Raw genomic sequence first — 24,952 nt, 5'->3', positions numbered from 1 at the left:
GACCTCGGGCGTTGCAAAGTTTGGGCGGAGTCCAGACAGCGGCCCTTCAAACCGGACGCCGCGATTGGCTGGATGGAGCCCACACAGACCGATGCTGCGCGAAGCCCCAATGACATCAATGCGCAGTTAGTGAGATTGTCCAGGTCACGTTTCACCGTGCCGGCAGTCTTGCTAGGTCAGTCCAGAACAGACGCTCGACGAGAGATCACGGTGCTGCACAGCGGTCGGTCGTTCCGGCCATTCGTGAACCGATCAGTATTCTTTACACGAACTATACCGGCAGTCGCCCCAAGCAGGCTATTTCTGTCATTGCCAAAAGGCACCGCGTCAAACTGCCGGAAAATTCTCCGACCTACGGAAAAAATGGTACACTTTCTGAGAACGCGCATTTGCCGACAGGGGTATTATAAAATGGCACATGAAAAACAATTAGAAGATCTGAAGGCAGGTTGGGCAGCGCTTGCGGCTGGGGAAATGGACAAGCTTGCGAGTTTCTATGCTGAGGATATGATATTCGTCTTGCCCGGCCAGAATGATGTATTGGAGGGCCGGATTGCTTTTAGATCGGCTCTTGACGGGATTGGTCAAGCGCTGCCTCCGGGCTTCGACATAACTGACCTGCGTTTTTGCCCGGGTGACAATGAGATCATGAACGTTGTAGAGTTTAGGTCTGACAAACTGCCAAACGGCTCGCAATGCGCGGTGTTATTCAAGTTCAATTCTGATGACCTGATCACCGAAGAACGCTGGTTTGTCGATACCGAGCAATGGAAATCTGCGTTCTGACAGAACGGTTAGATCTCAGACGCATTTTTTATCCGTAGTGCGGTGTGGTTTAGGCTCTGCTCCAGAGTTGGCCAGCTTAGCGGAACACAAATTTGAATTCCAAGTTCAATGAGCTGAAGCGCCTTTTCAGGTTGCTTCGCTTGTAGCTCCATTTCGGCAACAATTCCAATTGCTTCCGAGTGGAGCCCATCCATTTCCAAATTGGCTGCGTTGACATGAATTTCCAGCAGGATTTTTCGCGCTGCCGACAAGTGCTTTGTTGTGGCAATGTATTTCAGAAGCTCCAATCTTGAAATACAGGCGCCACGAAGGTTTCCGCAGCCCTCAAAATGGCTAATGCCGGTCTCAAGCCATTTGATCCCTTCATCAGTTCGCCCTGTCTGGATCAACGCGGAGCCATACGCGGCGTCTCCGGCATAAGCAAAGTAGAATGCGCCGATCTGCTCACTGCGCCACGGCGCCTTAGCAAGGCGCTCCAGGCCTTGTTCTGGTTCACCCAGCGCCACGTGCGTCATTCCTAAAGCAAGCTCGGACATAAGCCGGTCAAAACCGCTCGCAGCACTTTCCATCCCGGTGCGCGCAAATTGGAACGCTTCAATCTTGTTCCCAGCCATCGCATGGCTGACTGCAAGGAGACAGGCACCCCAGCACTCAGCTGGCGGATAGCTGTCGTGATCGCCCATCTCAAACAATGATTGAGCGATTTCTACCGCGACACTTACTTTTCCGATCTGTATCGCGTGGCACCACCGTCCATAATAAGCCAACGTTTTTAGATAGCGATCTCCAAGTTGTTCGCCAGCCGCTTGCACAACGTCTGCCTGAGACACCAACTTGGAGTACCACTCGCCTTCTGCAACGATACAGTCCAACCACAGGGTCAGCCCAAGCGAATAACCGACGCAACTTTCATCTCCAAGTTGGCGGCCAATGTGCAGAGCAGAATCAAACGATTTAGCCGCGTCCTTGAAACGTCCGGCATGTAGATAGCCTTCACCAATCCACGTTAGTGATCGCGAAACTTCTTCAATTTCACCAAGAGTTTGTATGCGCGGCAAGTGGCTTTTTGCCAGCTTGGTCATCGCTGCAAAATCTCCATTCCAGCAAAGAACCTGCGTCTGATTCACAACAGTCCGAGCCAGGAGTAATGTCGCCTCATCCCCGGTTTGATTCATCGTCAGGTCCAAGCATTTTCCAAACCACATTTCGGCGTCGCGCAATGCAAAAAGGTCAAGCGCCTTGCAACCTGCTAAATAGGCGAAACGAGCGGTGGATTTGTATTCGCCGGCAGCTTCGAAATGATGCGCAAGGGTCTCCGCCACCTCGGCCAGGTTGTCGGCGTGCTTATCTTCAATTCTCTGTGCCACCTCCAGATGAAGCATACGTCGGTCATCAGAAAGCAAGCTTTCATATATCACCTGTTGAACGAGTGCGTGGTGGAAGCGCACTTTGTTTGCATTCTGTGGCGAGGGCTCCAGAATACCCTGCCCACCAATTGCATCGAATTCTGTCTGCAAATTGTCTCCAAGTAACGAGATTTCCGCTTCGCGGCCAAGAACTGACGCCATTTCCGTGACGCGGCGCGCACCGGGAGAAAGCGCATCGACCCTGTGCATCAAGAGACCTGCAAGGGTATCGGGAATAGAAGCCCCGGTTTCAGTTTCCAAACTCTCGTAAGCGCCCAAAACGTGACGTGCAAGTTCCTCCAGGAAAAGAGGATTGCCTCCAGCGCGCGTAACAAGATCGCTAAAATCACGAGTTTCTGCTTCTAAGGCCACGCATTCGCGAAGCAGCAGAGCTGACTGTTCTCGATCCAAGGGGATCAGGTTGATATTCTCAACCCCCGGGGCGTTGAGCCACGTCGCCTCAAAGTCCGGTCTGTAACAAGTTAGAACCAGGACGCCAGGCCTATCAGCTTTGCGGATCAGGTGATTGATAACACTTACCGATCTTTCGTCGGCCCAATGCAGATCGTTGAGAAACAGAACCGTTGGAGACGTCCGCCCATGAGAAACCACCAGTTCGATCAGGGCTTCATGTGTGCGGGGTCCAACCAATTCTGGATCGACTTGCGATTGATCAACTTTTTTATTTCCGATGAGCAGTAGCAAATAGGGCACGTGGCGTTTGCGATCCAGCCCAATCTGGGTAAACCCGTCTTCTGGCGAGAGGCCTTCCCGTTTTCTATCCGCTACATACTCACGGACCAATTCGATAAATGGGTGGAAAGCAGTGGACCCTCCATGGGGGCTGCATTGACCCTTTAGACTGGTAAATGTTCCCCCAGAATTATCAAAAAATTCACGAACAAGTCTCGACTTTCCAATCCCGGCTTCACCGATCACATTCACCGCCATTGAGGCACCCACACGCATACGCGTTAGCGCAGAAGTCAAAGCGTTCAACTCTTGGCGGCGTCCGATGAGAGGTGTCAGGTTGCCTTTTTGTCGATCTAAACGGTCTCGCGATCTGGCAATGGCGGTTACCTTCCAAACGAGAACCGGATCCTCGAAGCCTTTCAGAGTATGTGGCCCAAGACTTTCGAAATGCGCATTGCCATCTGCGAGGCGTCGGCTTGCCGGGCCAACAACCACGCAACTTGGGGAAGCTACAGACTGCAAGCGTGCCGCAAGATTTGGTGTGGATCCCAAAGCGCTGTGTTCGCTGGCAGTACCTTCACCAACGACCTCTCCAATAACCACTGGCCCTGTTTCAATGCCGACACGGGCTGCCACAGTAATGCCTTCTGGTGAACCGGGTAGGTCCGAAACCAATTTGACCAATTCCCAGCCCGCTCGAATGGCACGATCTGCATCGTCTTCATGACTTTGGGGATAGCCAAAATATGCCAACACGCCGTCACCGAAATACTTTGCGACATAGCCACCGTACTGTTCGACCGTGCTTTTGGCGGCATTCTGAAAACTGCGGATATGGGCGTGATAATCTTCCAAAGTTATCTGTGTTGACAGCGCCGTTGAGTCGACCAAATCAGCAAACATCAAGGTCAGTAGGCGCCTCCTGACTGGCGCCTCGCGATCCAACTTAGTTTCAATCTGCGCTGCCGCAGCCAAGATGCGTTTACGGTGGCCAAGCTTTTCTATCCCCAACTCACGCAAATCGTCGGCGGTCAAATCGCCAAGTAGATCGTAATCAACGCCTTGCTCGCGAAAGGCCTCGTTGTATTCGGTGAGCCCAAGCTCGCTGAGAAAGTTATGCACCCGCTGCGGCATCGGAAACCTCGGTGGATGAAACTACATTAACACAAATCAAACCCTTCTTGTAACTTGACCAATCACAACAACCGATTCGAGGGTTTTCAGGTGAAATCAGTGGATTTCGCGGTCGCTTTCTACCCGAAAGTTCGGATTGCAGATGTTGTTCGAAAATTTTTGCGGCCGCATTGCTCGACCGGCTCACACACCGCTGCCACATCCTGGAAACAGGCAATGACAGCTACCGCTTCAAAGCCAGCTCAGAATCTGCAAAGAAAACAAGAAAGGAGACGCCGACATTGACCAAAGCATAGACACCGATACATGAGCAAAGCCGGATCAAATCTCGGTGAAAATACCGGGTCAGTTCTCAGCGAAAATCAACACCAGAGTTTTCCAGATCCCGTTCCAGGGGAGAAGTTGGAACTTGGAGAAGACCAGCCAGACTATTCCAAAATAGAGACCAAGTACGATCAACAAGACTTCATCCCTCCTGCGGTGATTTGGAAAAGGTGACCGGCCACCCGGCGATTTGGATGGCCGGTTTGATTGCCGTCGCGATTTAATTGTCGCTTTGTTCTTCCAGCACTTTGCGGTTGGCTTCACGATGGCGCCACGCTGCGCCCATGCTCTCTTTCAAGTTATCCGGAAGAGCATCCAAAGGAACAACAAGATCGCCGTCAACTGGCCATTCGGTCAGCAGCTCGGGGTGGTATCCTTCGGGGTAGTACAGCTTTGGGTCGATTTCCATTTCGCGCACATAAGGCTCCTGAATGTCCACGCGCTGATGCGGAGGATGCGGCACCACAAGCTGGCCATTGCTGAAGTCAAACTGCGGCGCCCGTGAGTTTGGGAACCGTGGCAGAATACCTTCACGCACCCATATCTGATCTTTTGTTACGTTGACCACGATGCCGTCAGGCGCACCAAAGTGATAGGGACCTTTCCAATGCTCGCGGATCTCCGCAACGGTCTCCTCAATCTGATAGGGATCATAGCTCATGTGCGTATTCATCAGAAGTCGGGGCTGAACCAGATTGGCAATGTAGCCAGCGGCATAGCTGGGTGTGTGATGAGTATCGACTGTATAACGTCCCAGGAATGGCGGCACGCCTTGAACACCAGATGAGATTTCGATGATTTCCTGCTGCTGTTCGGTGACAAAGACATCACAGCCTTTGGCGAAGGGTATGTCGATCATGTTGGGGCGGCCGTCACCCGTCCAGATGAAGCACAAGCCATTCCAGTCCAATCGATATCCGGATGCACCATCCTTGGCATGGCTTCGCTGCCAGTGGGTGACTTTCACCCCGTCTTCGTCATAGATCACGCCACCATTGTCGCGGAAATCGAATTCGTTGACGATGATGTCCCAGCCTTTGCCAACCGGAAACACGCTAAACGCATCCCGGTGCCAACCGGTCATCATTTTCATGCCTTGGACCATCGTCGCTGTACCGTATTCTTCGGTTCGGCCCGATGGACCATGCACCGTCAGCTGCTCATGCCATCCGCCGGCCCAGGTTCCGAACATCCACAGGTATGGCAAACCGCCAAAGTGGTCCACGTGCAAGTGGGTAATGAACACGTCAGTTATTTCATTCAATGCATACCCACTGGCAATGATATTTGCAGGTGAGCCCTCGCCAATGTCGAACATGAAAATCTTGCCGTTGCCCAGTTCGACAAGAATGGCAGTGTTCATCTGTCCGGGACGAATGAACGGGGCCGATCCCATGAAGATGATCCGCATCTCATTGGGCTGAACATCTTCGGTGCGCGGGAACCAGTTTGCCGCGCTTTTCAACCACGGTTGCGGCGAGATGCCTTCAAAAGTCAAACCCTCTTTCCAGCGCCCCATTGGAACACCGCCGCCTAACGCAGCGGCAATATCTTCCTGTGATGAGGGCTCCTGTACTGGAGGAGCCTGACCGAGCGCACTCGTAGCGAACAATGTCGCCGCGGCGGCGAGTGCGCCGAGTGACTTAATCGATTTCTTCCATCTATCTTGCAGCATATCTTCAGTCCTTTGTTCGAGCCTTTGTGAATATGGGGGCCACTTCTGAAATTGATTTCGGGATGATTTCTGATTGGATGCCCCGAGAGAGATGTTCGGCGATCTCTTCAGCCAGGCCGTCAAGGCTTTCGGTGACAGGGTCGATCAGACATGCCGGAGTTGTTCTATTGACCTCCTCCGGTCTCTCCAACTCGGCAGAGAGCAGCTCGAAATCCTGGCAAAGCGTCTCAAATCCATGATGAGTCTTTCGCATGTGGCGGATGCGATTGATTTGGTCAGGGAAAGTGAGTTCTAGTAAACTGACGTCTGTCATTGTCCGGCCACCTGGTTCCTCTCTGAGCACGAGCTTGAGAGCACAAGGCGTATCGCGGAAGGGAAACACCGTGAAATTAGGGTGACATCCGATTGGTCAGGCGGCAGTATTGATCTGAAAACACAGCAAAACTTGAATTGTGAGATGGCTGAGCAAGATCTGACACTTGATCCGGAACAGCATGCGACCCGCGTAAGGGAGGCGTTGGAACGCGTGTTGGCCAGTGACACCTTCGCCAAGGCGGAACGCCTACGGAACTTCCTGAACTACGTAGTAGAAGAGGCCATAGAAGGCAGGTCAGAAGCTATTCTTGGCAAAACAATTGCTCAGGATGTCTACTTCAAGAGTTTTGCTGGCGAAGACAGTCACATTAACGTTGTTCGCGTAGACGCCGGACGGCTCCGGCGGAAACTTCGGCTCTACTACGAAACAATTGGTGCCAAGGACGATCTGCGCATTCATATCGATAGTGGCGGGTACGCGCCCTGGTTCGAGGACTGCTCGGATACAAGCGCAGCGCCTCAGATTGTTCAAGCGGTCGTCAGGCCGAAACTGTATTGGCTAATCAGCGTTCCTGTTGTCGCTATTTCGATCATGGCATTCGTTTACCACTGGGGCCAACCCTCAGAGTTGACTGTTGAAATTAACTCACAGACGCCTGCGCGCACGCTTGAACGACAAGCTTTGTCCGGCAAGTCACCCGCGGCGGTACAGGCATCAAACTATTGCGATCAGGCCCGGGGCCTGCTGTTTCCTGTCGCTAGTATCGAGAACCAAATCCTGGCCGGCGACATTTTCAGGATGGCTATTAAAGAAGCCCCCGATTTCTACTGTGGATATGCCGGACTGGCCCACAGCCTGGGAACCCGGGCTCTCCTATCGCGAGCCGGGGAAGAGCGTGACGCACTGATACTGAATTCAGAAGAAATGGCACAGAAAGCGGTGGACATTGCGCCATCAAACGGCTGGAGCCAATCCGCGTTGGCATGGATGTCATATGTCAAAGGCGACCATGACAGTGCATTGGAATATTCAGCGCTCGCCCAGTTGCTTCGCCCCAAAGACGGAAATGTTCTGGACTTTCGCGGCCTGATATTGCTGGTTCTGGGTCGTTTTGAAGAAGCGTATGAAGTCAGTGACCCAAGCCATCAGCGAGAAATTGGGAGCCATCGGTTTGCACACAGGAACATTCACGCAGTTGCCAGCTTTCACATCGGAGAGTTCAGGGAGGCAATCTCTTCTCTGGAATTTGCGAGTGACAATGGTGACCCTGTCAGCGCTCTCTCTTTGGTTTACTTGGCTGCCGCCTATCAGAGGTTGGATGAGACCAATGAAGCAGAGGAAACACTGACTCAACTGAAGCAGTCCTGGCCAGAGTTCAGGCCAGATTTGGTTCTAGGTGCGTTTTACTCCAGCCCAGATTTGTCGGACGAGGTGATTTCAGCCTTAACAGATGCGGGATGGCGTTTCTAAGAAAAACCCATTTAAGCCGTGACCGAAAACTGGCTCACGAGTGCAAAGTGTGTTTTACCACCAACACACACATTCGTACCCAAGTAATGTCAATGAACCCGGAAGGCAGTCATCGGAACATTTTGCTGCGAACGGCAATTTTGTCCGCTCCTCGTGTGTCGACCAAAGCTGCGGCGAAAGAGCGATTTGGATTAGGCCGAATTTTGCGCCGATGAATGACCGCAAATGAGAAATCCTCTACGATGCAACAAATGGCGTGTCGCGCCTGCGAGGGGTTTCTGCGTCAGCAAAAGCGGCGTGAGCAAAAGTCGGCTCCGTCCGCCTACCTTCCAGCGCACTGACATGCAGCGAAGGTTAGCTTCCGCAATTTCGAGGCCGGACCATTCCGTCTGTCTGGGGCTGAGACCTGCCAGCTACATCCACGGCTTCCAAGTCGCTCAGAAATAATCCGTATGGGTTCGCCTCAACCCGCCGCAGCAGTACCTTTTCCCAATACGCCCTCAGATCTTTTTCACCTTTTCCGGCTCAGGTATCTCGCCCACCCCCTTCAACGACAGCGGCGGGTCCGACGGCTTTTCGGAAATCGGGGCCGGGGCGGCGACCGCGTCGGGTCCCGGAACCGGGCGGGCCAGCGGGATGCCCTCGGGGGTGTTTTCCGGTATTTTGGCGGGCGTTGATGGCGCCTCGCCTTCGGCCGTGACCGGCCTGCGAAAGACCAGCACGTTGCGCCAGTTCACCGTGCTTCCGGTCAGGCCGGTACGCTCCTCGCTGGGCAGCAGCTCGGCCCGAAGGTATTCCCATCCTTCGGCCCCCAAGGCGTTGAGGGACTGTTGTATCGACAGGGCAAACCGCCCTTCGGCCGTCTTGACACCCTTGGCCTTGGTGCCTTTTTGCGGGGCCGGAACCACCTTGTATTCGTATCGGATCATGCTCGCGCCTTTGGTTTATTGCGCGCAGCCTACTGCAACCTATGGCCAAAAGACCAGAGGGCTGACTCCGGCTCGGGGACGTCGGCGGGAAATCCGCCGTCGCAAGGGCCAAATCCCGCCAACTTGACGCGTCCCCACACGACCGGGCTTAATGTCCGGACGTTTCGGCAATTTGATCCAAGCTTTCAGGACCTGATCTTTGACAAAAGGGAAAGACAACACACGCTGGTGGATTCTGGGCGCGATGGGCGTGATCCTCGGGGTCATCCTGCTGGACGAAACCGTTGTGGGCGTGGCTCTGCCGACCATCCAGGCCGAGATTGGCCTGACCGCACTTGGCGCGCATTGGGTGGTGAACATCTATCTGCTGACACTGGCGGCGCTGGCCGGGGCGGCGGGACGGCTGGGCGACATTCTGGGCACACGGGTCCTGGTGGTTGTGGGGCTGCTGCTTTTCGGCCTCTCCTCGGCGGTGGCCGGGCTGGCGGGCAACGAAACGGTGCTGATACTGGCGCGGATGACGCAAGGCGTGGGCGCCGCGGTGATTTTTCCCCTGTCGCTGGTGTTGGTCTCGATGTCCTTCGACGAGGGCGAACGCGGCATGGCGCTGGGCATCTACGGATCCATTGGCACCACTTTTCTGGCGTTGGGGCCAGTGGTGGGCGGGCTGCTGACCGAATACCTGTCGTGGCGCTGGATTTTCTGGATCAACCCGCCGATCGTTCTGATCGTAGCGGCGGTGACGTGGAAATTCTGGCGCGACCCCTCCCACGCGCCGGAGGAACGGTTCGACTGGCGCGGCCTGCTGCTGATGGTGGGCGGTCTGACCCTCACCGTCTTCGCCATCATGGAAGGGCCCGAGCGCGGCTGGACCCGTGCCGACGTGATTCTGCCGCTGGGTCTTGGGCTGGTGTTGCTGGCGCTGCTGATCCCGGCCGAGCTGAAATTCACCCCCCCGCTGATCGCTGTCCGGCTATTTTCAAACTCCACCTTCGCCGCCTCGAACCTGATCGTGTTTCTGGCCCAATATGTTAAGATCGCCAGCTTTGTCTTCGGCGCGATGTATTTTCAAGAGGCGATGGGCCTGTCGCCGCTGATGGCCGGGGTGGCCTTGTTGCCGGCCGTCGTGCCGCCGATGATCACGGCCCCCTTCGCGGGCAAGGCCGCCGACCGGTTCGGAACCCGAGGCCCATCCCTGCTGGGCGTGCTGGGCACGGCGCTGGGCATCGCGGCGGTGGCGCTGGGTATGGGGCTGGACAGCCACGCCCTGATCCTCGTCGGGCTGCTGCTGTCGGGGGCGGCGGTGTCGTTCCTGTTCGTGCCGCCGCAACGTGCGGTGATGATGTCGGTGCCGCCGGGGATGCAGGGGCAGGCGGGCGGGATCGTGCTCAGCAGCCAGCTTTTGGGCGGCACGCTGGGCATGGCGGTGTGCAGCACCGTCTATGCCACCACCGGCAGCTTTCCGGCGGTGTTCTGGGCTACCGCCGGATTTGCGCTGGCGGTGCTGCTCTACAGTCACCTGAGCATTGAGCGCCCGAAGGATCAAAGGGAAGGGGACAACAGTGAAAACTGACATATTCGGCCTGTTGCTGGCACTGGCAACAGCCCTGTTGCTTGGCCTGACACCGGGCCTTTCGCTAGCTCAGGACAACGGTCCAAAGCTCGACTTCGCTTCCCGTAACCCCGACCTGCCGAACGTGGCGATTCTGGCCACCGGCGGCACCATTGCCGAACGCACCGACCCCAAGACCGGCGGCGCGGTTCCGGCGGTTTCGGCCAGCGATCTGGTCGCCGCCGTACCTGGCCTGTCCAAGCTTGCCAATATCGGCGTACTGCAGGTTTCCAACATCGATTCTTCGCAGATGACCCCGGCGATCTGGGCCAAACTCAGCGCCGATCTGGACTTCGTCCTGGCACGCGGCGACATTGTCGGGGCCGTCGTCACCCACGGCACCGACACAATGGCCGATGGCGCCTATTTCACCGATATCACGCTGATCAGCGACAAGCCGGTGGTGTTCACCGGGGCGATGAACGACGCCTCCAGCCCCAACCCCGACGGCCCGGGAAACATCTATGCCGCCACCGCCCAGGTGCTGTCGGCCCAGGCCGCGAACTGGGGCGTGACCGTGACGCTCAACCGCTATGTCAACTCCGCCCGCCACGTGCGCAAGACCCAGACCACCAATGTCCAGACCTTCAATTCCGGTGAAAAGGGTTATCTGGGCTATGTCTTCGGCACCGATGTGCAGCGCCTCAACGACCGCGTGCACCGAACCCGCCTGCAGCTTCCCGATCCGATACCGCAAAGCTTTCCCGACGTCCCGATCATCAAGGCCTATGCCGGCTCCGACGGCCGCCTGCTGCGCTATGCGGTCGACAGCGGCGCCAAGGGGCTGGTGGTCGAGGGCGTCGGTGCAGGAAACGTGAACGCGGCCATGTTCAAGGCCATCGAATATGCCTTGTCCAGGGGCCTGCCCGTCGTCATCGCCACCCGCGTCTATCATGGCAGTGTCGAGCCGATCTATGGCGATCAGGGCGGCGGCGCGACCCTGCAGAAAGCGGGCTGCATCCTCGCCGGAGACCTCCCCTCCACCAAGGCCCGCCTTTTGCTGATGCTGGGGATGCTGCATCACGGATCGGACAGGGCGGCGTTGGCAGAGTTGTTCGAGGGGGGATGATGCGACCTGACTAAAAAGGGACCCCATCGGTCAGCCCTTCGCGGCAAATGCTGCAAGTTTTCAAAGACGTCGGCAGCATTGGAATAAATTCTTGGCGAACCTGAACTTTGAACCCGGAGTGGGCATTGGTTGATTGCCGGGTTTTCGAGCTGGCAACGCTGAAAATCGGGATCAGGATTGCAGCATATCGTCCATGCTGTAATATCCGGGGCTTTGCCTGGATATCCATATTGCACCGTCCAACGTTGCGCCCGCAAATGCACTGTAATCGGTGACCCGGCTGATAATTTCGAGCCGCTGTCCGGGACCGGCGAAAAAGACGGTGTTTTCGCAATTCACAAATCCCCCGCGCGCAGACGAAAAACCGATCCTTCCGCGTATTGGATTTTCCGTGTCCCCAAATCGCGCAGGCACCATCACCTCCGACAGCTTAACGCCACGGCCTTCGGCGGCATATTCCGCAAGTTCTATGGCAGTTCCCGAAGGCGCATCCAATTTGTCCCACGGATGAAAATCAAAGATCTCGATGTCAAAATCTTCCCCCAGCAATTGAGCGGCCAGTTTGACCAGCTGGTACATTGCGATCACCGAAACGCTCATGTTCGCACCAACCAGAACAGGAATCGACCGGCCCGCATTTTCAATAGCGGCAATCTGCTCTTCGCTGAATCCGGTGGTGCAAATCAGAACCGGCGTTTTTCTTTCGATCGCAACCGGCAGCAGCGCCACTGTCGCCGATGCCGCGCTGTAGTCGACAATCACATCGGAAACATCGCATAGCTTGCCCGCGTCATCTGTCACCTCGATTCCAAGCGGCGGAAGACCGGATAGGGTTCCGATATCCTGTCCAATTTTGGGTGATCCGGCCTTTTCGCAGCCGCCGGAGAGTTCGCAAGCATCGTTTTCGCTGATGGCCCTGACAATCGTGACCCCCATGTGTCCTGCGACACCATAAAGTCCAATCCCAGTCATTTTGGCCTCCCCCTGCTAGTCGGGATCACAGGAACAGCGGGCGAAAAATCTCCGGTCTGTTGTCATTGTGTTGAGAGCCCGAATTTTGCTCCGTATCCAAAGTGGTCCAACTCGGTCAAAGGAAGTGTATCATGTTTCCATGTTATTTCAGATCAGAAATAAAAAACGGCTACCGGTCGGATCAAGCTCATCAATGCAGATAGTCGAGCGGCTGCTTTCTCTGCTTCGTTGAAATCGGATAATCGGTTTCGCAGCTGAATCCCACGAACAGTTTTTCGGCAGCAAAATTATGCTCAACTCGCAAACTGTGCCAAATCAGGACGGGAATTGCGCCACTTGCAGAACTCATGACAAAGGGCACCCAATCAGGTGCCCTTTCCAAGATGTACAATTCGCACAAGACCCCTGTCAAAACCCGTACAATTCGGACAGTTCAGAGGCCCAGCTTGGCCGCGACCAGTTGGTTCACCGCCTTGGGGTTGGCCTTGCCGCCGGTGGCCTTCATGACCTGACCCACGAACCAGCCCGCCAGTTTCGGGTTCACCTTGGCCTTTTCGACCTGCGCCGGATTGGCGGCGATGATCTCGTCCAGTGCTGCCTCGATAGCGCCGGTGTCGGTGACCTGTTTCATGCCGCGTTCTTCGACGATCTGCGCCGGGTCGCCGCCTTCGGTATAGACGATCTCGAACAGGTCCTTGGCGATCTTGCCCGAGATCGCGTCCGAGGCGATCAGGTCGATGATCCCGCCCAGCTGCACGGGAGAAACCGGAGACTCGGTGATGTCGTGGTCTTCTTTCTTCAGGCGGCCGAACAGTTCGTTGATCACCCAATTCGCGGCCAGCTTGCCGTTGCGGCCTTTTGCGACCTCTTCAAAGTATGCAGCCGATTCAACTTCGGCAGTCAGCACCGAGGCGTCATAGTCGGTCAGGCTGAATTCGCTGATGAACCGTGCCTTCTTGTCGTCCGGCAGTTCCGGCAACTTGGCGGCGATGTCATCCACCCATGCCTGCTCGATCTCAAGCGGCAGCAGATCAGGGTCGGGGAAATAGCGGTAGTCATGCGCTTCTTCCTTGGACCGCATCGAGCGGGTCTCGCCCTTGTCCGGGTCATAGAGACGGGTTTCCTGCTCAACCTTGCCGCCACCTTCGACGATGGCGATCTGGCGGCGGGCTTCGACCTCAATGGCCTGCTGGATGAACCGCATCGAGTTCATGTTCTTGATCTCGCAGCGGGTACCGAGATGCGAAAAGTCCTGTGTTTCCTGATACTTCTCATAAGCACCGGGACGACAGATCGACACGTTCACATCCGCCCGCAGGTTGCCGTTCTGCATGTTGCCGTCGCAGGTGCCCAGATAGCGCATGATCTGGCGCAGCTTGGCGATATAGGCGGCGGCCTCTTCCGGCCCGCGAATATCGGGGCGGCTGACGATCTCCATCAGGCAGACACCGGTGCGGTTCAGGTCGACAAAGGACATATTCGGGTCCATGTCGTGGATCGATTTGCCCGCGTCCTGTTCCATGTGAATACGCTCGATCCGCACCTTGCGCGCGGTACCGTCGCCCATCTCGACCAGCACTTCGCCTTCGCCCACGATGGGGTGATACAGCTGGGAAATCTGATAGCCCTGTGGCAGGTCGGGGTAGAAGTAGTTCTTGCGGTCAAAAGCCGATTTCAGGTTGATGTCGGCCTTCAATCCCAGCCCGGTGCGAACTGCCTGTTCCACGCAGAATTCGTTGATCACCGGCAGCATACCCGGCATCGCCGCGTCCACGAAGGCCACGTTCGAATTCGGCTCGGCTCCGAATTGGGTCGATGCGCCCGAGAACAGCTTGGCATTGGACGAGACCTGAGCGTGCACCTCCATCCCGATCACCAGTTCCCAATCGTGCTTGGCACCGGCAATGGTTTTGGGTTTGGGCATTTCGTAGGTCAGGTCGAGCATGGCGCGCCTCATATCCGCAGAAGTCTAAGCCTGCGTATTAGGCCCGGCAGGCGCAAGGGGCAAGGGGCAATGGCAAATCGCACTTGATCTCAACCCTGATTGAGCCGCCAGTCTGGAAACGGTGGATTTGAATGAATGGTCGGTGATGCCGCCCTGTTGCAGACCGCGTGGAAAACCACATGGATCGTCCTGCATTTCTGTCTTGTTTGTGACGACGGTTTGAACGGCGCGTTACTTTGCTTTGCCGATGCGGTCTGTCACGGCAAGCGTATCGCGGTTTGAGAGCGCGAAAGAACCAGATGGCCCCCGAACCACGCGTGGGATGTGGCAGAGGCCTATCTGTTCCTGCGCGTTCGTCAGGCCTTGACCGGGCACTTCTGCATTCATGCCGCGACCTGCCTGGAACCGTCAGGCTGAAAGCCTGAAATCATCGGTTTCCATGTGACCGTGCGGCGCGCTATTGCGTACCGAATTGCGGGCCCGTTGGTGTAAAGGTAATCTTCTGCCCGCCGCGCAATTCGTCGCGGAACAAGGTTGCGATGACCTCCAGCGCCTGCCGGTAGCCGCGCGCGGCGAACCGGGCGGGAGAATTGATGCGCGCACTGTTGTTGAACCCGTCCGCAGCATGGGCCCAGATCAGCGGATGCAACTCGGTCAGGTGTTCGCGGATCAGCCAGTTGGCGGCGTCGGCGATGCGAACCCGCGCAAGGTCGGCCTCTTCGTTCAGACCCAGGCCGTTTTGCAGAGTAAGCGTGCAATAGGCGGCCAGAATGTTGATCATTTCCTGATCCGGACGGTGTTCTACGATGTCGCGCAGCCCGTCGACGAAGAAATCGACATCGACGCGGGCGCAGGCCCTTTCGTCAAGCGCTATGGCGTCGAACTGAACCCACGTATATCCCCCCGCGCCCCATTGCGTCTGGGTATTGGACGCGGTGCGGCGCGCTTCGAGTTCCAACTCGTCATAACTTCCGAACCATCGTGGCAGCAGATGGTTGCCCATCGCCCGCATGTGGCGGTGATTGTCGGGGTCGAGCACGATCAGTTTTTCATATTGATCCGCGACCTTGAAGGTGGGGGCCCTGCGGCCGGCCAGAAGCGCGCAACAGGCTGACAGGACCGCCGGGCTGTTGGGGGCGGCGGCCAGACATTTTGACAACAGCACGTGCGCCCTGTCGAAATGCGCGGCACAGCGTTCACGGTTGATCTGGGGCAGGGTTGCCTCCCATCCGGTGCCGCGCCAGGCCCAAGCTATGTCGATATGGGCCTGCGCCACCACCAGACCGATCATCGGATCGTTGCCGTTTTCCTTCAATACGGCCTCCAGATCGGAGATCCCGCCGATCAATGAGGTGTCGTCGGCTGCGACGCTTTCGGACAAGCCATGTTCAACTGCCAAAATGACATCCGATCTGGCTCCATAGGCCAGCAATTCCGTAATGGGTGTCCCGCCGGGAGCCTTGGCGCGCGCTGCGTCTGCCTCGGCGATCTCCTGCGCCAGTTGTTCCCAAAGGTCCTGCCGGGCCAGATCGCGGCCCCGATCAAGGTTCTCGCTTCCGGCCAGATCATCGGCGCTGCGCGTGGCAACCGGAATGAACAGGCGCTGTTCCGGCGTGCCGGTTCGGTCTTCGGGGAATTTCCAGCTTGTGTTCTGGGTTGAGCGGCCGAATCCACGCCAGCCGGGAAGGAGAGAAGTAAATCTCTGTGCAATCTCAAACATTATTACATCCACTAGGAAGTTACTCGTAAACACTCTCCATTGTCTGGCTTTGCAATACGGCAGAAACATGACGGGCGCCCGGCGAAACACGGCATTGTTATTAAAATGGCGGCGAAGGGCGTGTCTTGGCGGGCGTCAGAGCACGCGGAAGTGGTGGCGTTCGGTGCGGATGCCGCGGGCAAGCAGCGTATTTTCCAGATCCCGGTGCGCCGGCATCGCCTCGTCCGGCAGGCGAACGCGTTTGCCCGAAGTCAGGCAGGCCGACACGCGTACCGAGAAATCCCAGCGGGTATCAAGGCGGAAATACTCGATTTCTGCAAGCGGCAAACTGCCGCCGCGGCGGCCGGTGAACCAGCGGAGTTCGGTGTCATCAAGGCTCATGCCCGCACGTGTATTGGCCACCAGGTCCCACAGCGCCGGCAGGGTGGGCAGCGCCAGCAGGGCCATCAGCCACCAGGCGGCCTGGAACAGGATGATAAGGGCAATCAGGCCGCCATAGATCAAGATCAGGATGGCGACCGCGCGCTGGCTGCGGTTGTGGCGGGTGAACTCGAACGTGTTCGCATCGGGATCGGTCAACGAAGTCACGCCCCAAGAATACGCGACACCATTTCGCTGGTGTCGCGGGACAGGTCCGGGCTGGCCGAAATACGGGTCAGTTCCGTCCTCATCCGGGTCTGACGGTCGGCGTCATAGCGCCTCCATGTCTGAAAGGCCGAACACATGCGCGCCGTGGTTTGCGGATTGATCGGATCAAGCCGGATCAGCCAGTCCGCCAGCAACCTGTAGGATGCCCCGCATTCGTGGTGAAAACCGGCGTGGTTCATCGCCAGAGATCCCATCAGGGCACGGAAACGGTTCGGGTTTTTCCAGTTGAAGTCGGCATGTTCCGTCAGACGCCCGGCAGTATCGGCGGTGCGGTCGGGGGTGGCCAGGGACACCTGCAGCGCAAACCACTTGTCGATGACCAACCGGTCATCTTTCCATTGCTCGTAAAACGCGGCGAGTTCCGCATCTCCCTTGCCCGCTTTCAGCAGGTGCGACAGCGACGACAGTTGCAGTGTCATGTTGTCGGCCCTTGCGTATTCCGATGCCGCCTGTGCGCCGCCGTCCAGACGGGAGATCAATGCCAGAACGGCACTTCCCAACGCACGCTTGCCCGACTGCTCTGCATCGGGGCGATAAGGGGCGTCGACCTGTGACTGGCTGTGGATGCGCGGCAACAGATCTTGCAGGTGTTGCGCGGTGGCCTGCCGCAATGTCTCGACGGCGGTCCAGATCGCCATCGGATCGGGCGTGATGCCGCGTTCATGCAGGGCGGCGGCCAGTTCCGATTGTGTCGGCAAGCCCAGCATCAATGCGCGATAGGCCGGGTCGAGCTCGTCGTCGCGCAGCACCGCCAGCATCCCGTCCAGATAGTCGGCATCAGGCGTTTCGTCCCGGGAAATCATGCCCAACAGCGTTTCCTGCGCCAACGACCGTCCGGCATCCCATCGGTTGAACGGGTCGGTGTCATGGGCCAGCAGAAAGGCGCGTTCTGCGGGCGTGCTTTCGCGCTCAAGGATAACCGGCGCCGAGAATCCGCGCAGGATCGACGGGATTGGCTTGCCGGGCAGCCCTTTAAACGTGAAGCTCTGTCTCTCTCCGGTCAGTTCCAGAATCTCGGTTCCCTGCACCTCGTCGCCATTCTGTCCCAGCAATCCCAATGCAACGGGGATCACCTGCGGTTTCTTGTCGGGTTGCCCCGGCGTCGGCGGGGTCGACTGGCTGAGCGTCAGTGTATAGGTGCCGTCGGCCCAGCCTTCTTCGACTTTCACGCGGGGCGTCCCGGCCTGCGAATACCAGCGTTTGAACTGGCTCAGGTCACGGCCGGTGGTGTCCTCGAAAACCTTCAACCAGTTCTCGATGGTACAGGCCTGGCCGTCGTGCCGGTCGAAATAGAGGTCCAGCGCCTTTGCATAGGCATCATCGCCCACAAGGCGTCTGAGCATGGCGATGACTTCGGCGCCCTTCTCGTAAACGGTGGCGGTATAGAAATTGTTGATTTCCTGAAAGCTTTCGGGGCGCACGGGGTGGGACAGCGGCCCGTTATCCTCGGGGAACTGGCGTGCGCGCAGGTCGATCACATCATGGATGCGCTTGACCGGGGCCGAGCGCATATCCGAGGTGAACTGGGCGTCACGGAACACCGTCAGCCCCTCTTTCAGGCACAACTGAAACCAGTCGCGGCAGGTGATGCGGTTGCCGGTCCAGTTGTGGAAATACTCATGCGCGATGATCGCTTCGATCCGCTCGAAATTGGTGTCAGTCGAGGTCTCGGGGCTGGCCAGAACGCAGGACGAGTTGAAGATATTCAACCCCTTGTTTTCCATCGCACCCATGTTGAAGTCATCGACGGCGACGATGTTGAACACGTCCAGATCGTATTCGCGGCCATAGACCTCTTCGTCCCAGCGCATAGATTTCTTCAGGGCTTCCATGCCGAAGGCGCATTTACCTTCGTCGCCGGGACGGACGTAAAGGTTCAGTTCGACCTCACGGCCCGAGCGGGTAGTGAAGCGGTCGGGATGGGCCACCAGATCGCCCGCCACGAGGGCAAACAGATAGGCGGGTTTGGGCCACGGATCGTTCCATTCGGCCCAGCCATCGCCCTTGCCAGCGGGATTGCCGTTGGACAGTAAAACCGGATGCGGCCCGTCTGCAGGCAGGGTTTCGCCATTGGAAAAAGTAAACGGCTGGCCGCTTTCGATTCTCACGCTGAAGGGCGCCATCACGTCGGGTCGGTCGGGATAATAGGTGATCTTGCGAAACCCTTCGGCCTCGCATTGGGTGCAGTACATGCCGTTGGACATGTAGAGCCCTTCGAGCGCGGTGTTGCCGCTCGGGTTGATCTCGACCTCGGCTTCCCACACGAAGGGCGCCTGGGGATCGGGCGGGGTGGCTGTCAGAATGCCGTCCTGGATGTGAGGTTTCCAATCCTGCCCGTCGATCCTTGCCCATCGCAGGGACATATTCTCGCCGTTCAGGCGGAAGTCGCGATTGTCGGTTTCCGGGTTGGGCCGAAACCGGATGCGTGACGTGACCAGGGTCTTGGTCGGGTGCAGCCGGAAGGTCAGGTGGACATCGTCGATCACGAAACCGAACGGCGTGTAATCCATGAGGTGAATCGTGGTCGGGGCGGCGTCGCGCATCTTTTGCCTCGTGTCGGTTGACTGCGCGCCGACCCTATGACGGTTCGTCGTCGGGCTGCAAGCACCGGACGGATTGGCCGCTGACTTGAACACCGGTCGAAAGATCCGTCTGCCCGTTCGGAACGATCCCGTTTTTTTGGCAGTTGCCGGAGGCAAAAGGCTGGGCTAGTTACGCACTGCATACAGTTGCACACAATTGCGGGGCTATATGGGGCTATATCATGAGTGACAGGCTGGACCGGAGCGGGCTGCAGGTGGCTGCGGAGCTGGTGGAGTTCATCGAAACGCGGGCCTTGCCGGAGAGCGGCGTCTCGGAGGACGCCTTTTGGGCGGGGTTGGCGCGGATGGTGGGTGAGTTGACGCCCAAAAACCGCTCGCTTTTGGCCAAGCGCGATGATCTGCAGGCCAGGATCGATGCCTGGCACATCGAGCACCGCGATCGTGTGCATGATCACGAAGCCTACAAGGCGTTTCTGACCAAAATCGGATATCTGCTGCCTGAAGGCGATGAGTTCGGTGTTGAAACCGCAAACGTAGACCCCGAAATCGCAACAATTCCGGGGCCGCAGCTTGTGGTCCCGATCACCAATGCCCGCTATGCCCTAAACGCGGCAAATGCCCGCTGGGGCAGCCTTTACGACAGTCTCTATGGCACTGACGCGCTGGGCAGCCTGCCGCCAACAGGCGGCTATGACAGGGGGCGCGGCGCGCGGGTCGTGGCCTGGGCACGGGTGTTTCTGGACGATGCGTTTCCGGTTGTGGGCACCAGCCATGCGGATGCGCGGCGTTATCACATCAAGGACGGTGCGCTGCTTGTTGATGACCTGCCGCTGGAGCAACCCGGGAAATTCGCGGGCTACACGGGCGATCCCAGGGCGCCGGATTCGGTTCTGCTGCGCAACAATGGTTTGCATGTGGAACTGGTCTTTGACCGCGCGCATCCGATCGGAAGCCGCGATCAGGCCTGCCTGGCCGATGTCCGTCTGGAAAGCGCGGTCTCGGCGATCATGGATTGCGAGGATTCCGTCGCCTGCGTCGATGCCGAGGACAAGGTTCTGGCCTATTCCAACTGGCTTGGCCTGATGAAGGGCGATCTGACCGAGGAGGTCAGCAAAGGCGGCAAGGCATTTACCCGGCGGCTGGTCGCAGACAAGGCTTACACCACACCTTCGGGCACGGCGGCGGCGTTGAAAGGGCGCGCGCTGATGCTGGTGCGCAATGTGGGTCACCTGATGACCAACCCGGCCGTTCTGGATGGCGACGGTCGGGAAATTTTCGAAGGGCTGATGGACGCGCTGATCACCGTCCTGATTGCCAAGCATGACCTTGAGCGTGAAGGCGGCAATTCGGTTCATGGTTCGGTCTATGTGGTCAAGCCCAAGATGCACGGCCCCGAAGAAGTGGCCTTTGCGGTCGAAACCTTCGATATGGTCGAGGACATTCTGGGCTTGCCGCGCAATACCGTAAAGATCGGAATCATGGACGAGGAACGGCGCACCTCGGTCAATCTCAAAGAGTGCATTCGCGCCGCGAAATCGCGGGTGGCCTTTGTCAATACCGGTTTTCTCGACCGGACCGGCGACGAAATCCACACCTCGATGGAGGCCGGTCCGTTCAGCCGCAAGGACTTCATCAAGCGCAAGGCGTGGATCGGGGCCTATGAGAACCTGAATGTCGATGTCGGTCTGGAATGCGGATTGCAGGGCCGCGCGCAGATCGGCAAGGGCATGTGGGCCATGCCCGACCGCATGGCAGCCATGCTGGAGACCAAGATCGAACACCCGAAGGCGGGCGCGACTTGCGCCTGGGTGCCCAGCCCGACGGCAGCGACGCTGCATGCGATACACTATCACAAGGTGGATGTGTTCGCGGTGCAGAATTCGCTGAAGGCCGGTGGCCGCCGTGCGCATGTGGACGGTATCCTCGACATCCCGCTGGCCGCCTTCCGCAAATGGTCGCCAGATCAGATCCGCCGTGAAGTGGAAAACAACGCGCAGGGAATTCTGGGATATGTCGTTCGCTGGATCGATCAGGGGGTCGGTTGTTCCAAGGTGCCGGACATTAACAATGTCGGTCTGATGGAGGATCGCGCAACGTGCCGGATTTCGGCTCAGCACATCGCCAACTGGCTGCATCATGGCATCGTTTCGGGGCAGGATGTGATGGCTGCGATGCGCAAGATGGCCGCAGTGGTGGATGGGCAGAACGCGGATGACGCTGGGTACCGGCCCATGGCCCCCGGCTTTGACGGGGTCGCCTTTCAGGCGGCCTGTGATCTGGTGTTCAAGGGACGTGAGCAGCCTTCGGGCTATACCGAACCGGTGCTGCACGCGCGGCGCTTGGAATTGAAGGCTCGCTTGCGTTAAGGATGTTCCTGTGACCGGAGCGCGTTGCTCTTCGGTTTCTGGCAACCAGACGGAGAGGAACAGACATGCCCATATCTTTGCGGCGCGCACGCACGATTATTCGGAAGGCTTTGGAAAAGGGGCATGAGATGGAACTCAAGCCCCTTTCGGTCGTTGTTCTGGATGCCGGAGGGCATGTCATCGCTTTCGAACGCGAAGACGGGGCCGCGCCAGGCCGGTTCGCGATTGCGCACGGCAAAGCATACGGCTCGGTGATGCTGGGCATGGCGGGAACGGCGCAGATGCAGCGGGCCGAGGGGCAGGCTTATTTCATGGCGGCGGTGAACGGGGTCTATGGCGGTCAGGTGATCCCGGTGCCCGGTGGTGTTCTGGTGCGTGATAAGAAGGGTGCCGTGGTCGGCGCCGTCGGCGTGACCGGTGATACATCGGAAAACGATGCCGCCGCCGCGATGGCCGGGATCGAGGCAACGGGTCTTACCGGAGAGATCTGATTTCCGGCTGCGGGCTGGAGGTGTTTGGTGCAATCCTTCCGGCTAAAACCGCGGCTATGGAAAAGGTCACGATTCCGCCAATGACGTCTGTCAGATGGTGCCCGCCGTGCATCAGGATTGCGGGTATCATCAAGGTATTGAGAGTCAGCGCCGGAAAAAACAAACACGTACCCCTGAGATACCAGACCACCAGAAGTGCCATGACGGTGTGATACGAAGGAAACGCGATCGCGCCCACGATGTTCTCTGGACTGACTACTTGCAGCCCCTGATCCACCAAAAGCCTCAGATAAGCGCCATAATCGTTGTTGGTCACCAGACCCGTCGCCTGGACCGTTCGATCCGAGAGTTCAAAAAGCGCCGATGGCCCAACACTCGGTGCAACCCACCAGATCATTGTCGTCAACAGCAAGCTGATGCTTCCGGCAAGCAAAGTTCGATGCAATAGGAGAATTCGTCCGGTCAGGGCCAGATATGCCACCAGAATAATAAGCTGTGCCAAAGAACTGGCATAGACCAAACCCAAAATCCGGGAGAGCAGAGGATACCCCGCAAAAAATTCCACGAAAGCAGGCCAGTTGTAACCCAACAGAGAGTCAATTCTCGTCAATGTCAGATCAACGCTTAGGTCATGCGTCGGAAAGCGAAGGAATATCAGAAGTGTCGTGAAACAGGTAAAGCCCAGATAGATGCTGTTCGCAATGGCCAGATGGGCGAGATTTTCCCGGTTCTTTCGGATTCTGGCATATAGTCCTGCCGCGAAGAGGGCTGCTGCGGAAGCCGCGCCGGTGCCGAAGCCGCTCCAATCAACTGGCTTCGAGTAAATTGTCGAAATGGCAACGCAAAGAAGAGCGGTAGCAATCAGCAGGATCAAAAGCAGGGCTTCATTGGCCAGCAACGCAAACCCGAGAGGCCGGCGCGAAAAAGTTGCGTTGGAACAATGTGACGCGTCGCTCATGCCGCCTCGACCGAATTAGGGATCAGATTTGTTGTTTGGGAGAGTTTTGTGTCCAATTTGTGGCGTGCGTGCGGGATTGTTGAGAAATCAGAGATGTGTACTGTCGAAATCACGAAATGTGGGCGGAGTGCACCATTGAACAACAACTTGCGCTGTCGTGCAGAGTGTGTGTTGTTGCACGGTAGGGCGCCGGGCGCTAGGTTCAGGACAACGCATTCAACAAATTGGGAAAACCCATGTCTCGCCCGGTCGTAGGTATCATTGGAAATTCATACCTGATCAATGACGAATATCCGACCCATGCCGGAGGCACCATGAATTCGGATGCGGTGGCGAACGTGTCCGGATGCCTGCCATTGCTGGTTCCGGTAGATCCGCGTTTCGTCTCGGTCGCGGAACTTTTGGAAGTATGTGACGGTTTCCTGTTTACGGGCGGACGGCCCAATGTCCATCCCGAGGAATATGGCGAGCCCGCAACCGATGCGCATGGCGAATTCGATCGCGCGCGGGACGCGATCACCCTGCCTTTGATCCGGGCCTGCGTCGAGCGGGGGCAGCCGATTCTGGGCATCTGCCGCGGGTTTCAGGAATTAAATGTCGCGCTGGGCGGCACACTGTACCCGGAAATCCGGGAACTGCCGGGGCGGATGAACCACCGTATGCCGCCCGATGGCACGCTCGAAGAAAAATTCGCGCTGCGCCACGTCGTGACCCTGGCGGAAAACGGCGTGTTTCACCGGCTGTTCGGGGCGCGGGAAGTGATGACCAACACTTTGCACGGGCAAGGCATCAAAATGCCGGGGCAGGGCGTCGTGATCGACGGCCACGCACCTGACGGCACGCCCGAAGCGATCTATGTCAAGGATGCTCCGGGTTTTACCTTGTCGGTGCAGTGGCACCCCGAATGGGATGCCGCCAATGATCCGGTGTCACGTCCACTGTTCGTGGCCTTTGGGGATGCGGTCCGGGATTGGGCCGGATGCAAGGGCACGGGGATGTACCGTCAGACGGCCTGATCCAGTTTCCAAATCGTGTCACCCTTTCCTGCCAACTCGCGGACTAAAGCGCTGGCGTTGGACATGAAACCGTCACGCACCTGGGCGGCATAGGGGTTGTCCCTTTCGATGGCGTGAAAAACACCAGGCGGGTCGTTGCGCACCATGTCGACCGCCTCGCACAGGCGGTCGAAACTGGCTGTGGTCAGACGGTTTGGCAGCGGGTCCAGCGCGGTCAAGGCGCGGGCGATGAAATGCGTCAGCCCCTGCACCACGGCGGCTTCGCGGTCATGCTCTTCCGCCGAAACCAGAAAAGGGCGCAGGCCAAGTCTCCGGCGCATCAGGGCCGCCAGCGTCAGGCAGGCATCGCCCCGCACCCGGCAGACGGCGATCTTGCGGCCCCGCACGCCATCCTTTGCGCTTTGGGGCCCGAACAGGGGATGGGTGCCGACAATCTGGACATGCGCAGGCAGAAGGTCCCGCATGGTCTGAACCGGCCGGATCTTGACCGAGGCCACATCGGCAACAATGGTTCCGGGCCGCAAATGCGGCGCGATGGATTTGAGCGTTGCCGCCAAGTCACTGACCGGGACAGCCAGAATGACCAGATCGCACCGGGCGACCTGAACCGGGTCGCCGCAAGTGATGCCGGCGGGTCGGGCATTCAGTGCCGGATCATGCACCACAACCGGGGCAAGCGGTGCGAGGTGACGGGCCATCAGGCGACCAAACGCGCCAAAGCCCAAAAGGCCAATAGTTCTGATTTCAGGACGGGATTGCATCGGGATACTCCGGGGTGGGCCGCGATGCAGGGTTGAGAATACGTTCGAACCGCCTGTCGCGGCGGTTGAACATGACTGAGCGCCCGCCGTTATCTGGACGGGGGATAATAGAAATTGA

20 protein-coding genes and 1 pseudogene are annotated in these 24,952 nt (G+C 57.8%); 10 read left to right on the top strand and 11 right to left on the bottom strand.

What is annotated here, in order from left to right; genetic code table 11:
* The first annotated feature begins 411 nt into the window (after positions 1-411).
* Entirely contained in the window at positions 412-786 is a 375-nt protein-coding gene (locus ACR0AO_RS15520; RefSeq protein WP_480496461.1) for a nuclear transport factor 2 family protein, read from the top strand.
* Between the two features lie 8 nt (positions 787-794).
* Here the strand turns inward: ACR0AO_RS15520 and ACR0AO_RS15515 are convergent, their stop codons facing one another.
* Entirely contained in the window at positions 795-4,019 is a 3,225-nt protein-coding gene (locus ACR0AO_RS15515) for an AAA family ATPase (RefSeq protein ID WP_480605148.1), read from the bottom strand.
* A 167-nt stretch (positions 4,020-4,186) separates the two neighbouring features.
* Between ACR0AO_RS15515 and ACR0AO_RS15510 the strand changes: the two are divergent.
* Positions 4,187-4,315, top strand: a pseudogene (locus ACR0AO_RS15510) (ATP-binding protein); the annotation flags it as partial.
* 10 nt (positions 4,316-4,325) lie between these two features.
* Entirely contained in the window at positions 4,326-4,517 is a 192-nt protein-coding gene (locus tag ACR0AO_RS15505; RefSeq protein WP_480496465.1) for a hypothetical protein, read from the top strand.
* 46 nt (positions 4,518-4,563) lie between these two features.
* Here ACR0AO_RS15505 and gntH read toward each other — a convergent pair whose 3' ends face one another.
* Entirely contained in the window at positions 4,564-6,018 is a 1,455-nt protein-coding gene (gene gntH / locus ACR0AO_RS15500; protein ID WP_480496467.1) for a guanitoxin biosynthesis MBL fold metallo-hydrolase GntH, read from the bottom strand.
* A 4-nt stretch (positions 6,019-6,022) separates the two neighbouring features.
* The gene (locus tag ACR0AO_RS15495) at positions 6,023-6,331 is read right to left on the bottom strand and encodes a hypothetical protein (RefSeq protein ID WP_480496469.1); all 309 of its coding nucleotides are present in this window, start codon (positions 6,329-6,331) and stop codon (positions 6,023-6,025) included.
* 144 nt (positions 6,332-6,475) lie between these two features.
* On the opposite strand from ACR0AO_RS15495, the gene ACR0AO_RS15490 reads away from it, so the two are divergent.
* On the top strand, positions 6,476-7,804 hold the full coding sequence (locus tag ACR0AO_RS15490; RefSeq protein ID WP_480605146.1) for a tetratricopeptide repeat protein: 1,329 nt from the start codon (positions 6,476-6,478) through the stop codon (positions 7,802-7,804).
* Positions 7,805-8,304: 500 nt separating this feature from the next.
* On the opposite strand, the gene ACR0AO_RS15485 is transcribed toward ACR0AO_RS15490, so the two are convergent.
* Positions 8,305-8,733, bottom strand: coding sequence for a DUF4177 domain-containing protein (locus ACR0AO_RS15485; RefSeq protein ID WP_480605145.1), 429 nt, complete (start codon positions 8,731-8,733; stop codon positions 8,305-8,307).
* A gap of 199 nt (positions 8,734-8,932) precedes the next feature.
* On the opposite strand from ACR0AO_RS15485, the gene ACR0AO_RS15480 reads away from it, so the two are divergent.
* Positions 8,933-10,306, top strand: coding sequence for an MFS transporter (locus tag ACR0AO_RS15480; protein WP_480605143.1), 1,374 nt, complete (start codon positions 8,933-8,935; stop codon positions 10,304-10,306).
* The gene (locus ACR0AO_RS15475) at positions 10,296-11,414 is read left to right on the top strand and encodes an asparaginase (protein WP_480605141.1); all 1,119 of its coding nucleotides are present in this window, start codon (positions 10,296-10,298) and stop codon (positions 11,412-11,414) included. Before ACR0AO_RS15480 ends, ACR0AO_RS15475 begins: the two co-directional genes overlap by 11 nt.
* Before the next feature lie 171 nt (positions 11,415-11,585).
* Here the strand turns inward: ACR0AO_RS15475 and dapB are convergent, their stop codons facing one another.
* Positions 11,586-12,386, bottom strand: a complete 801-nt coding sequence (dapB, locus tag ACR0AO_RS15470) for a 4-hydroxy-tetrahydrodipicolinate reductase (RefSeq protein WP_480605139.1) — start codon at positions 12,384-12,386, stop codon at positions 11,586-11,588.
* Positions 12,387-12,819: 433 nt separating this feature from the next.
* Entirely contained in the window at positions 12,820-14,331 is a 1,512-nt protein-coding gene (gene gatB, locus ACR0AO_RS15465; protein ID WP_480605137.1) for an Asp-tRNA(Asn)/Glu-tRNA(Gln) amidotransferase subunit GatB, read from the bottom strand.
* 135 nt (positions 14,332-14,466) lie between these two features.
* Between gatB and ACR0AO_RS15460 the strand changes: the two genes are divergently transcribed.
* On the top strand, positions 14,467-14,613 hold the full coding sequence (locus tag ACR0AO_RS15460) for a hypothetical protein (protein ID WP_480605135.1): 147 nt from the start codon (positions 14,467-14,469) through the stop codon (positions 14,611-14,613).
* A gap of 175 nt (positions 14,614-14,788) precedes the next feature.
* Here ACR0AO_RS15460 and ACR0AO_RS15455 read toward each other — a convergent pair whose 3' ends face one another.
* The 3 genes from ACR0AO_RS15455 to pepN all read right to left on the bottom strand — a co-directional run bounded on the left by ACR0AO_RS15455 (position 14,789) and on the right by pepN (position 19,242).
* On the bottom strand, positions 14,789-16,051 hold the full coding sequence (locus ACR0AO_RS15455; RefSeq protein ID WP_480605133.1) for a hypothetical protein: 1,263 nt from the start codon (positions 16,049-16,051) through the stop codon (positions 14,789-14,791).
* A gap of 135 nt (positions 16,052-16,186) precedes the next feature.
* Entirely contained in the window at positions 16,187-16,639 is a 453-nt protein-coding gene (locus ACR0AO_RS15450; protein WP_480605131.1) for a hypothetical protein, read from the bottom strand.
* Positions 16,636-19,242 carry an aminopeptidase N gene (pepN, locus tag ACR0AO_RS15445; RefSeq protein ID WP_480605129.1) on the bottom strand — a complete coding sequence of 869 codons (2,607 nt, stop codon included), beginning with the start codon at positions 19,240-19,242 and terminating at the stop codon, positions 16,636-16,638. The genes ACR0AO_RS15450 and pepN overlap by 4 nt, the downstream gene beginning before the upstream one ends.
* Positions 19,243-19,463: 221 nt before the next feature.
* Between pepN and ACR0AO_RS15440 the strand changes: the two genes are divergently transcribed.
* Positions 19,464-21,608, top strand: coding sequence for a malate synthase G (locus tag ACR0AO_RS15440; protein ID WP_480605127.1), 2,145 nt, complete (start codon positions 19,464-19,466; stop codon positions 21,606-21,608).
* 65 nt (positions 21,609-21,673) lie between these two features.
* Complete coding sequence (locus ACR0AO_RS15435; protein ID WP_480605124.1) at positions 21,674-22,099, top strand: GlcG/HbpS family heme-binding protein; 426 nt, start codon at positions 21,674-21,676, stop codon at positions 22,097-22,099.
* Here ACR0AO_RS15435 and ACR0AO_RS15430 read toward each other — a convergent pair.
* Positions 22,083-23,057 (bottom strand): phosphatase PAP2 family protein, encoded by a 975-nt coding sequence (locus ACR0AO_RS15430; RefSeq protein ID WP_480605121.1) that lies wholly within the window; start codon positions 23,055-23,057, stop codon positions 22,083-22,085. The genes ACR0AO_RS15435 and ACR0AO_RS15430 overlap by 17 nt on opposite strands.
* 236 nt (positions 23,058-23,293) lie before the next feature.
* Here ACR0AO_RS15430 and ACR0AO_RS15425 point away from each other — a divergent pair, with 236 nt between their 5' ends.
* A complete protein-coding gene (locus tag ACR0AO_RS15425) occupies positions 23,294-24,073 on the top strand; it encodes a gamma-glutamyl-gamma-aminobutyrate hydrolase family protein (RefSeq protein WP_480605117.1) in 780 nt (259 codons plus the stop codon).
* Here ACR0AO_RS15425 and ACR0AO_RS15420 read toward each other — a convergent pair.
* Positions 24,061-24,834 carry a prephenate dehydrogenase/arogenate dehydrogenase family protein gene (locus ACR0AO_RS15420; RefSeq protein ID WP_480605115.1) on the bottom strand — a complete coding sequence of 258 codons (774 nt, stop codon included), beginning with the start codon at positions 24,832-24,834 and terminating at the stop codon, positions 24,061-24,063. The genes ACR0AO_RS15425 and ACR0AO_RS15420 overlap by 13 nt on opposite strands.
* Positions 24,835-24,952 lie beyond the last annotated feature (118 nt).

This window comes from Ruegeria sp. AF8 (assembly GCF_056541825.1).
The sequence above is the reverse complement of the archived record's forward strand: the minus strand, read 5'-3'. Positions and strand labels throughout refer to the sequence as shown.

Coding starts and splice junctions, on each gene's coding strand:
- ACR0AO_RS15520 (WP_480496461.1), top strand. CDS start 412: ATGGCACATGAAAAACAATTAGAAGATCTGAAGGCAGGTTGGGCAGCG.
- ACR0AO_RS15420 (WP_480605115.1), bottom strand. CDS start 24,834: ATGCAATCCCGTCCTGAAATCAGAACTATTGGCCTTTTGGGCTTTGGC.
- ACR0AO_RS15460 (WP_480605135.1), top strand. CDS start 14,467: ATGGTCGGTGATGCCGCCCTGTTGCAGACCGCGTGGAAAACCACATGG.
- ACR0AO_RS15490 (WP_480605146.1), top strand. CDS start 6,476: ATGGCTGAGCAAGATCTGACACTTGATCCGGAACAGCATGCGACCCGC.
- gatB (WP_480605137.1), bottom strand. CDS start 14,331: ATGCTCGACCTGACCTACGAAATGCCCAAACCCAAAACCATTGCCGGT.
- ACR0AO_RS15485 (WP_480605145.1), bottom strand. CDS start 8,733: ATGATCCGATACGAATACAAGGTGGTTCCGGCCCCGCAAAAAGGCACC.
- ACR0AO_RS15455 (WP_480605133.1), bottom strand. CDS start 16,051: ATGTTTGAGATTGCACAGAGATTTACTTCTCTCCTTCCCGGCTGGCGT.
- ACR0AO_RS15435 (WP_480605124.1), top strand. CDS start 21,674: ATGCCCATATCTTTGCGGCGCGCACGCACGATTATTCGGAAGGCTTTG.
- ACR0AO_RS15425 (WP_480605117.1), top strand. CDS start 23,294: ATGTCTCGCCCGGTCGTAGGTATCATTGGAAATTCATACCTGATCAAT.
- dapB (WP_480605139.1), bottom strand. CDS start 12,386: ATGACTGGGATTGGACTTTATGGTGTCGCAGGACACATGGGGGTCACG.
- ACR0AO_RS15505 (WP_480496465.1), top strand. CDS start 4,326: ATGAGCAAAGCCGGATCAAATCTCGGTGAAAATACCGGGTCAGTTCTC.
- ACR0AO_RS15440 (WP_480605127.1), top strand. CDS start 19,464: ATGAGTGACAGGCTGGACCGGAGCGGGCTGCAGGTGGCTGCGGAGCTG.
- gntH (WP_480496467.1), bottom strand. CDS start 6,018: ATGCTGCAAGATAGATGGAAGAAATCGATTAAGTCACTCGGCGCACTC.
- ACR0AO_RS15515 (WP_480605148.1), bottom strand. CDS start 4,019: ATGCCGCAGCGGGTGCATAACTTTCTCAGCGAGCTTGGGCTCACCGAA.
- pepN (WP_480605129.1), bottom strand. CDS start 19,242: ATGCGCGACGCCGCCCCGACCACGATTCACCTCATGGATTACACGCCG.
- ACR0AO_RS15495 (WP_480496469.1), bottom strand. CDS start 6,331: ATGACAGACGTCAGTTTACTAGAACTCACTTTCCCTGACCAAATCAAT.
- ACR0AO_RS15430 (WP_480605121.1), bottom strand. CDS start 23,057: ATGAGCGACGCGTCACATTGTTCCAACGCAACTTTTTCGCGCCGGCCT.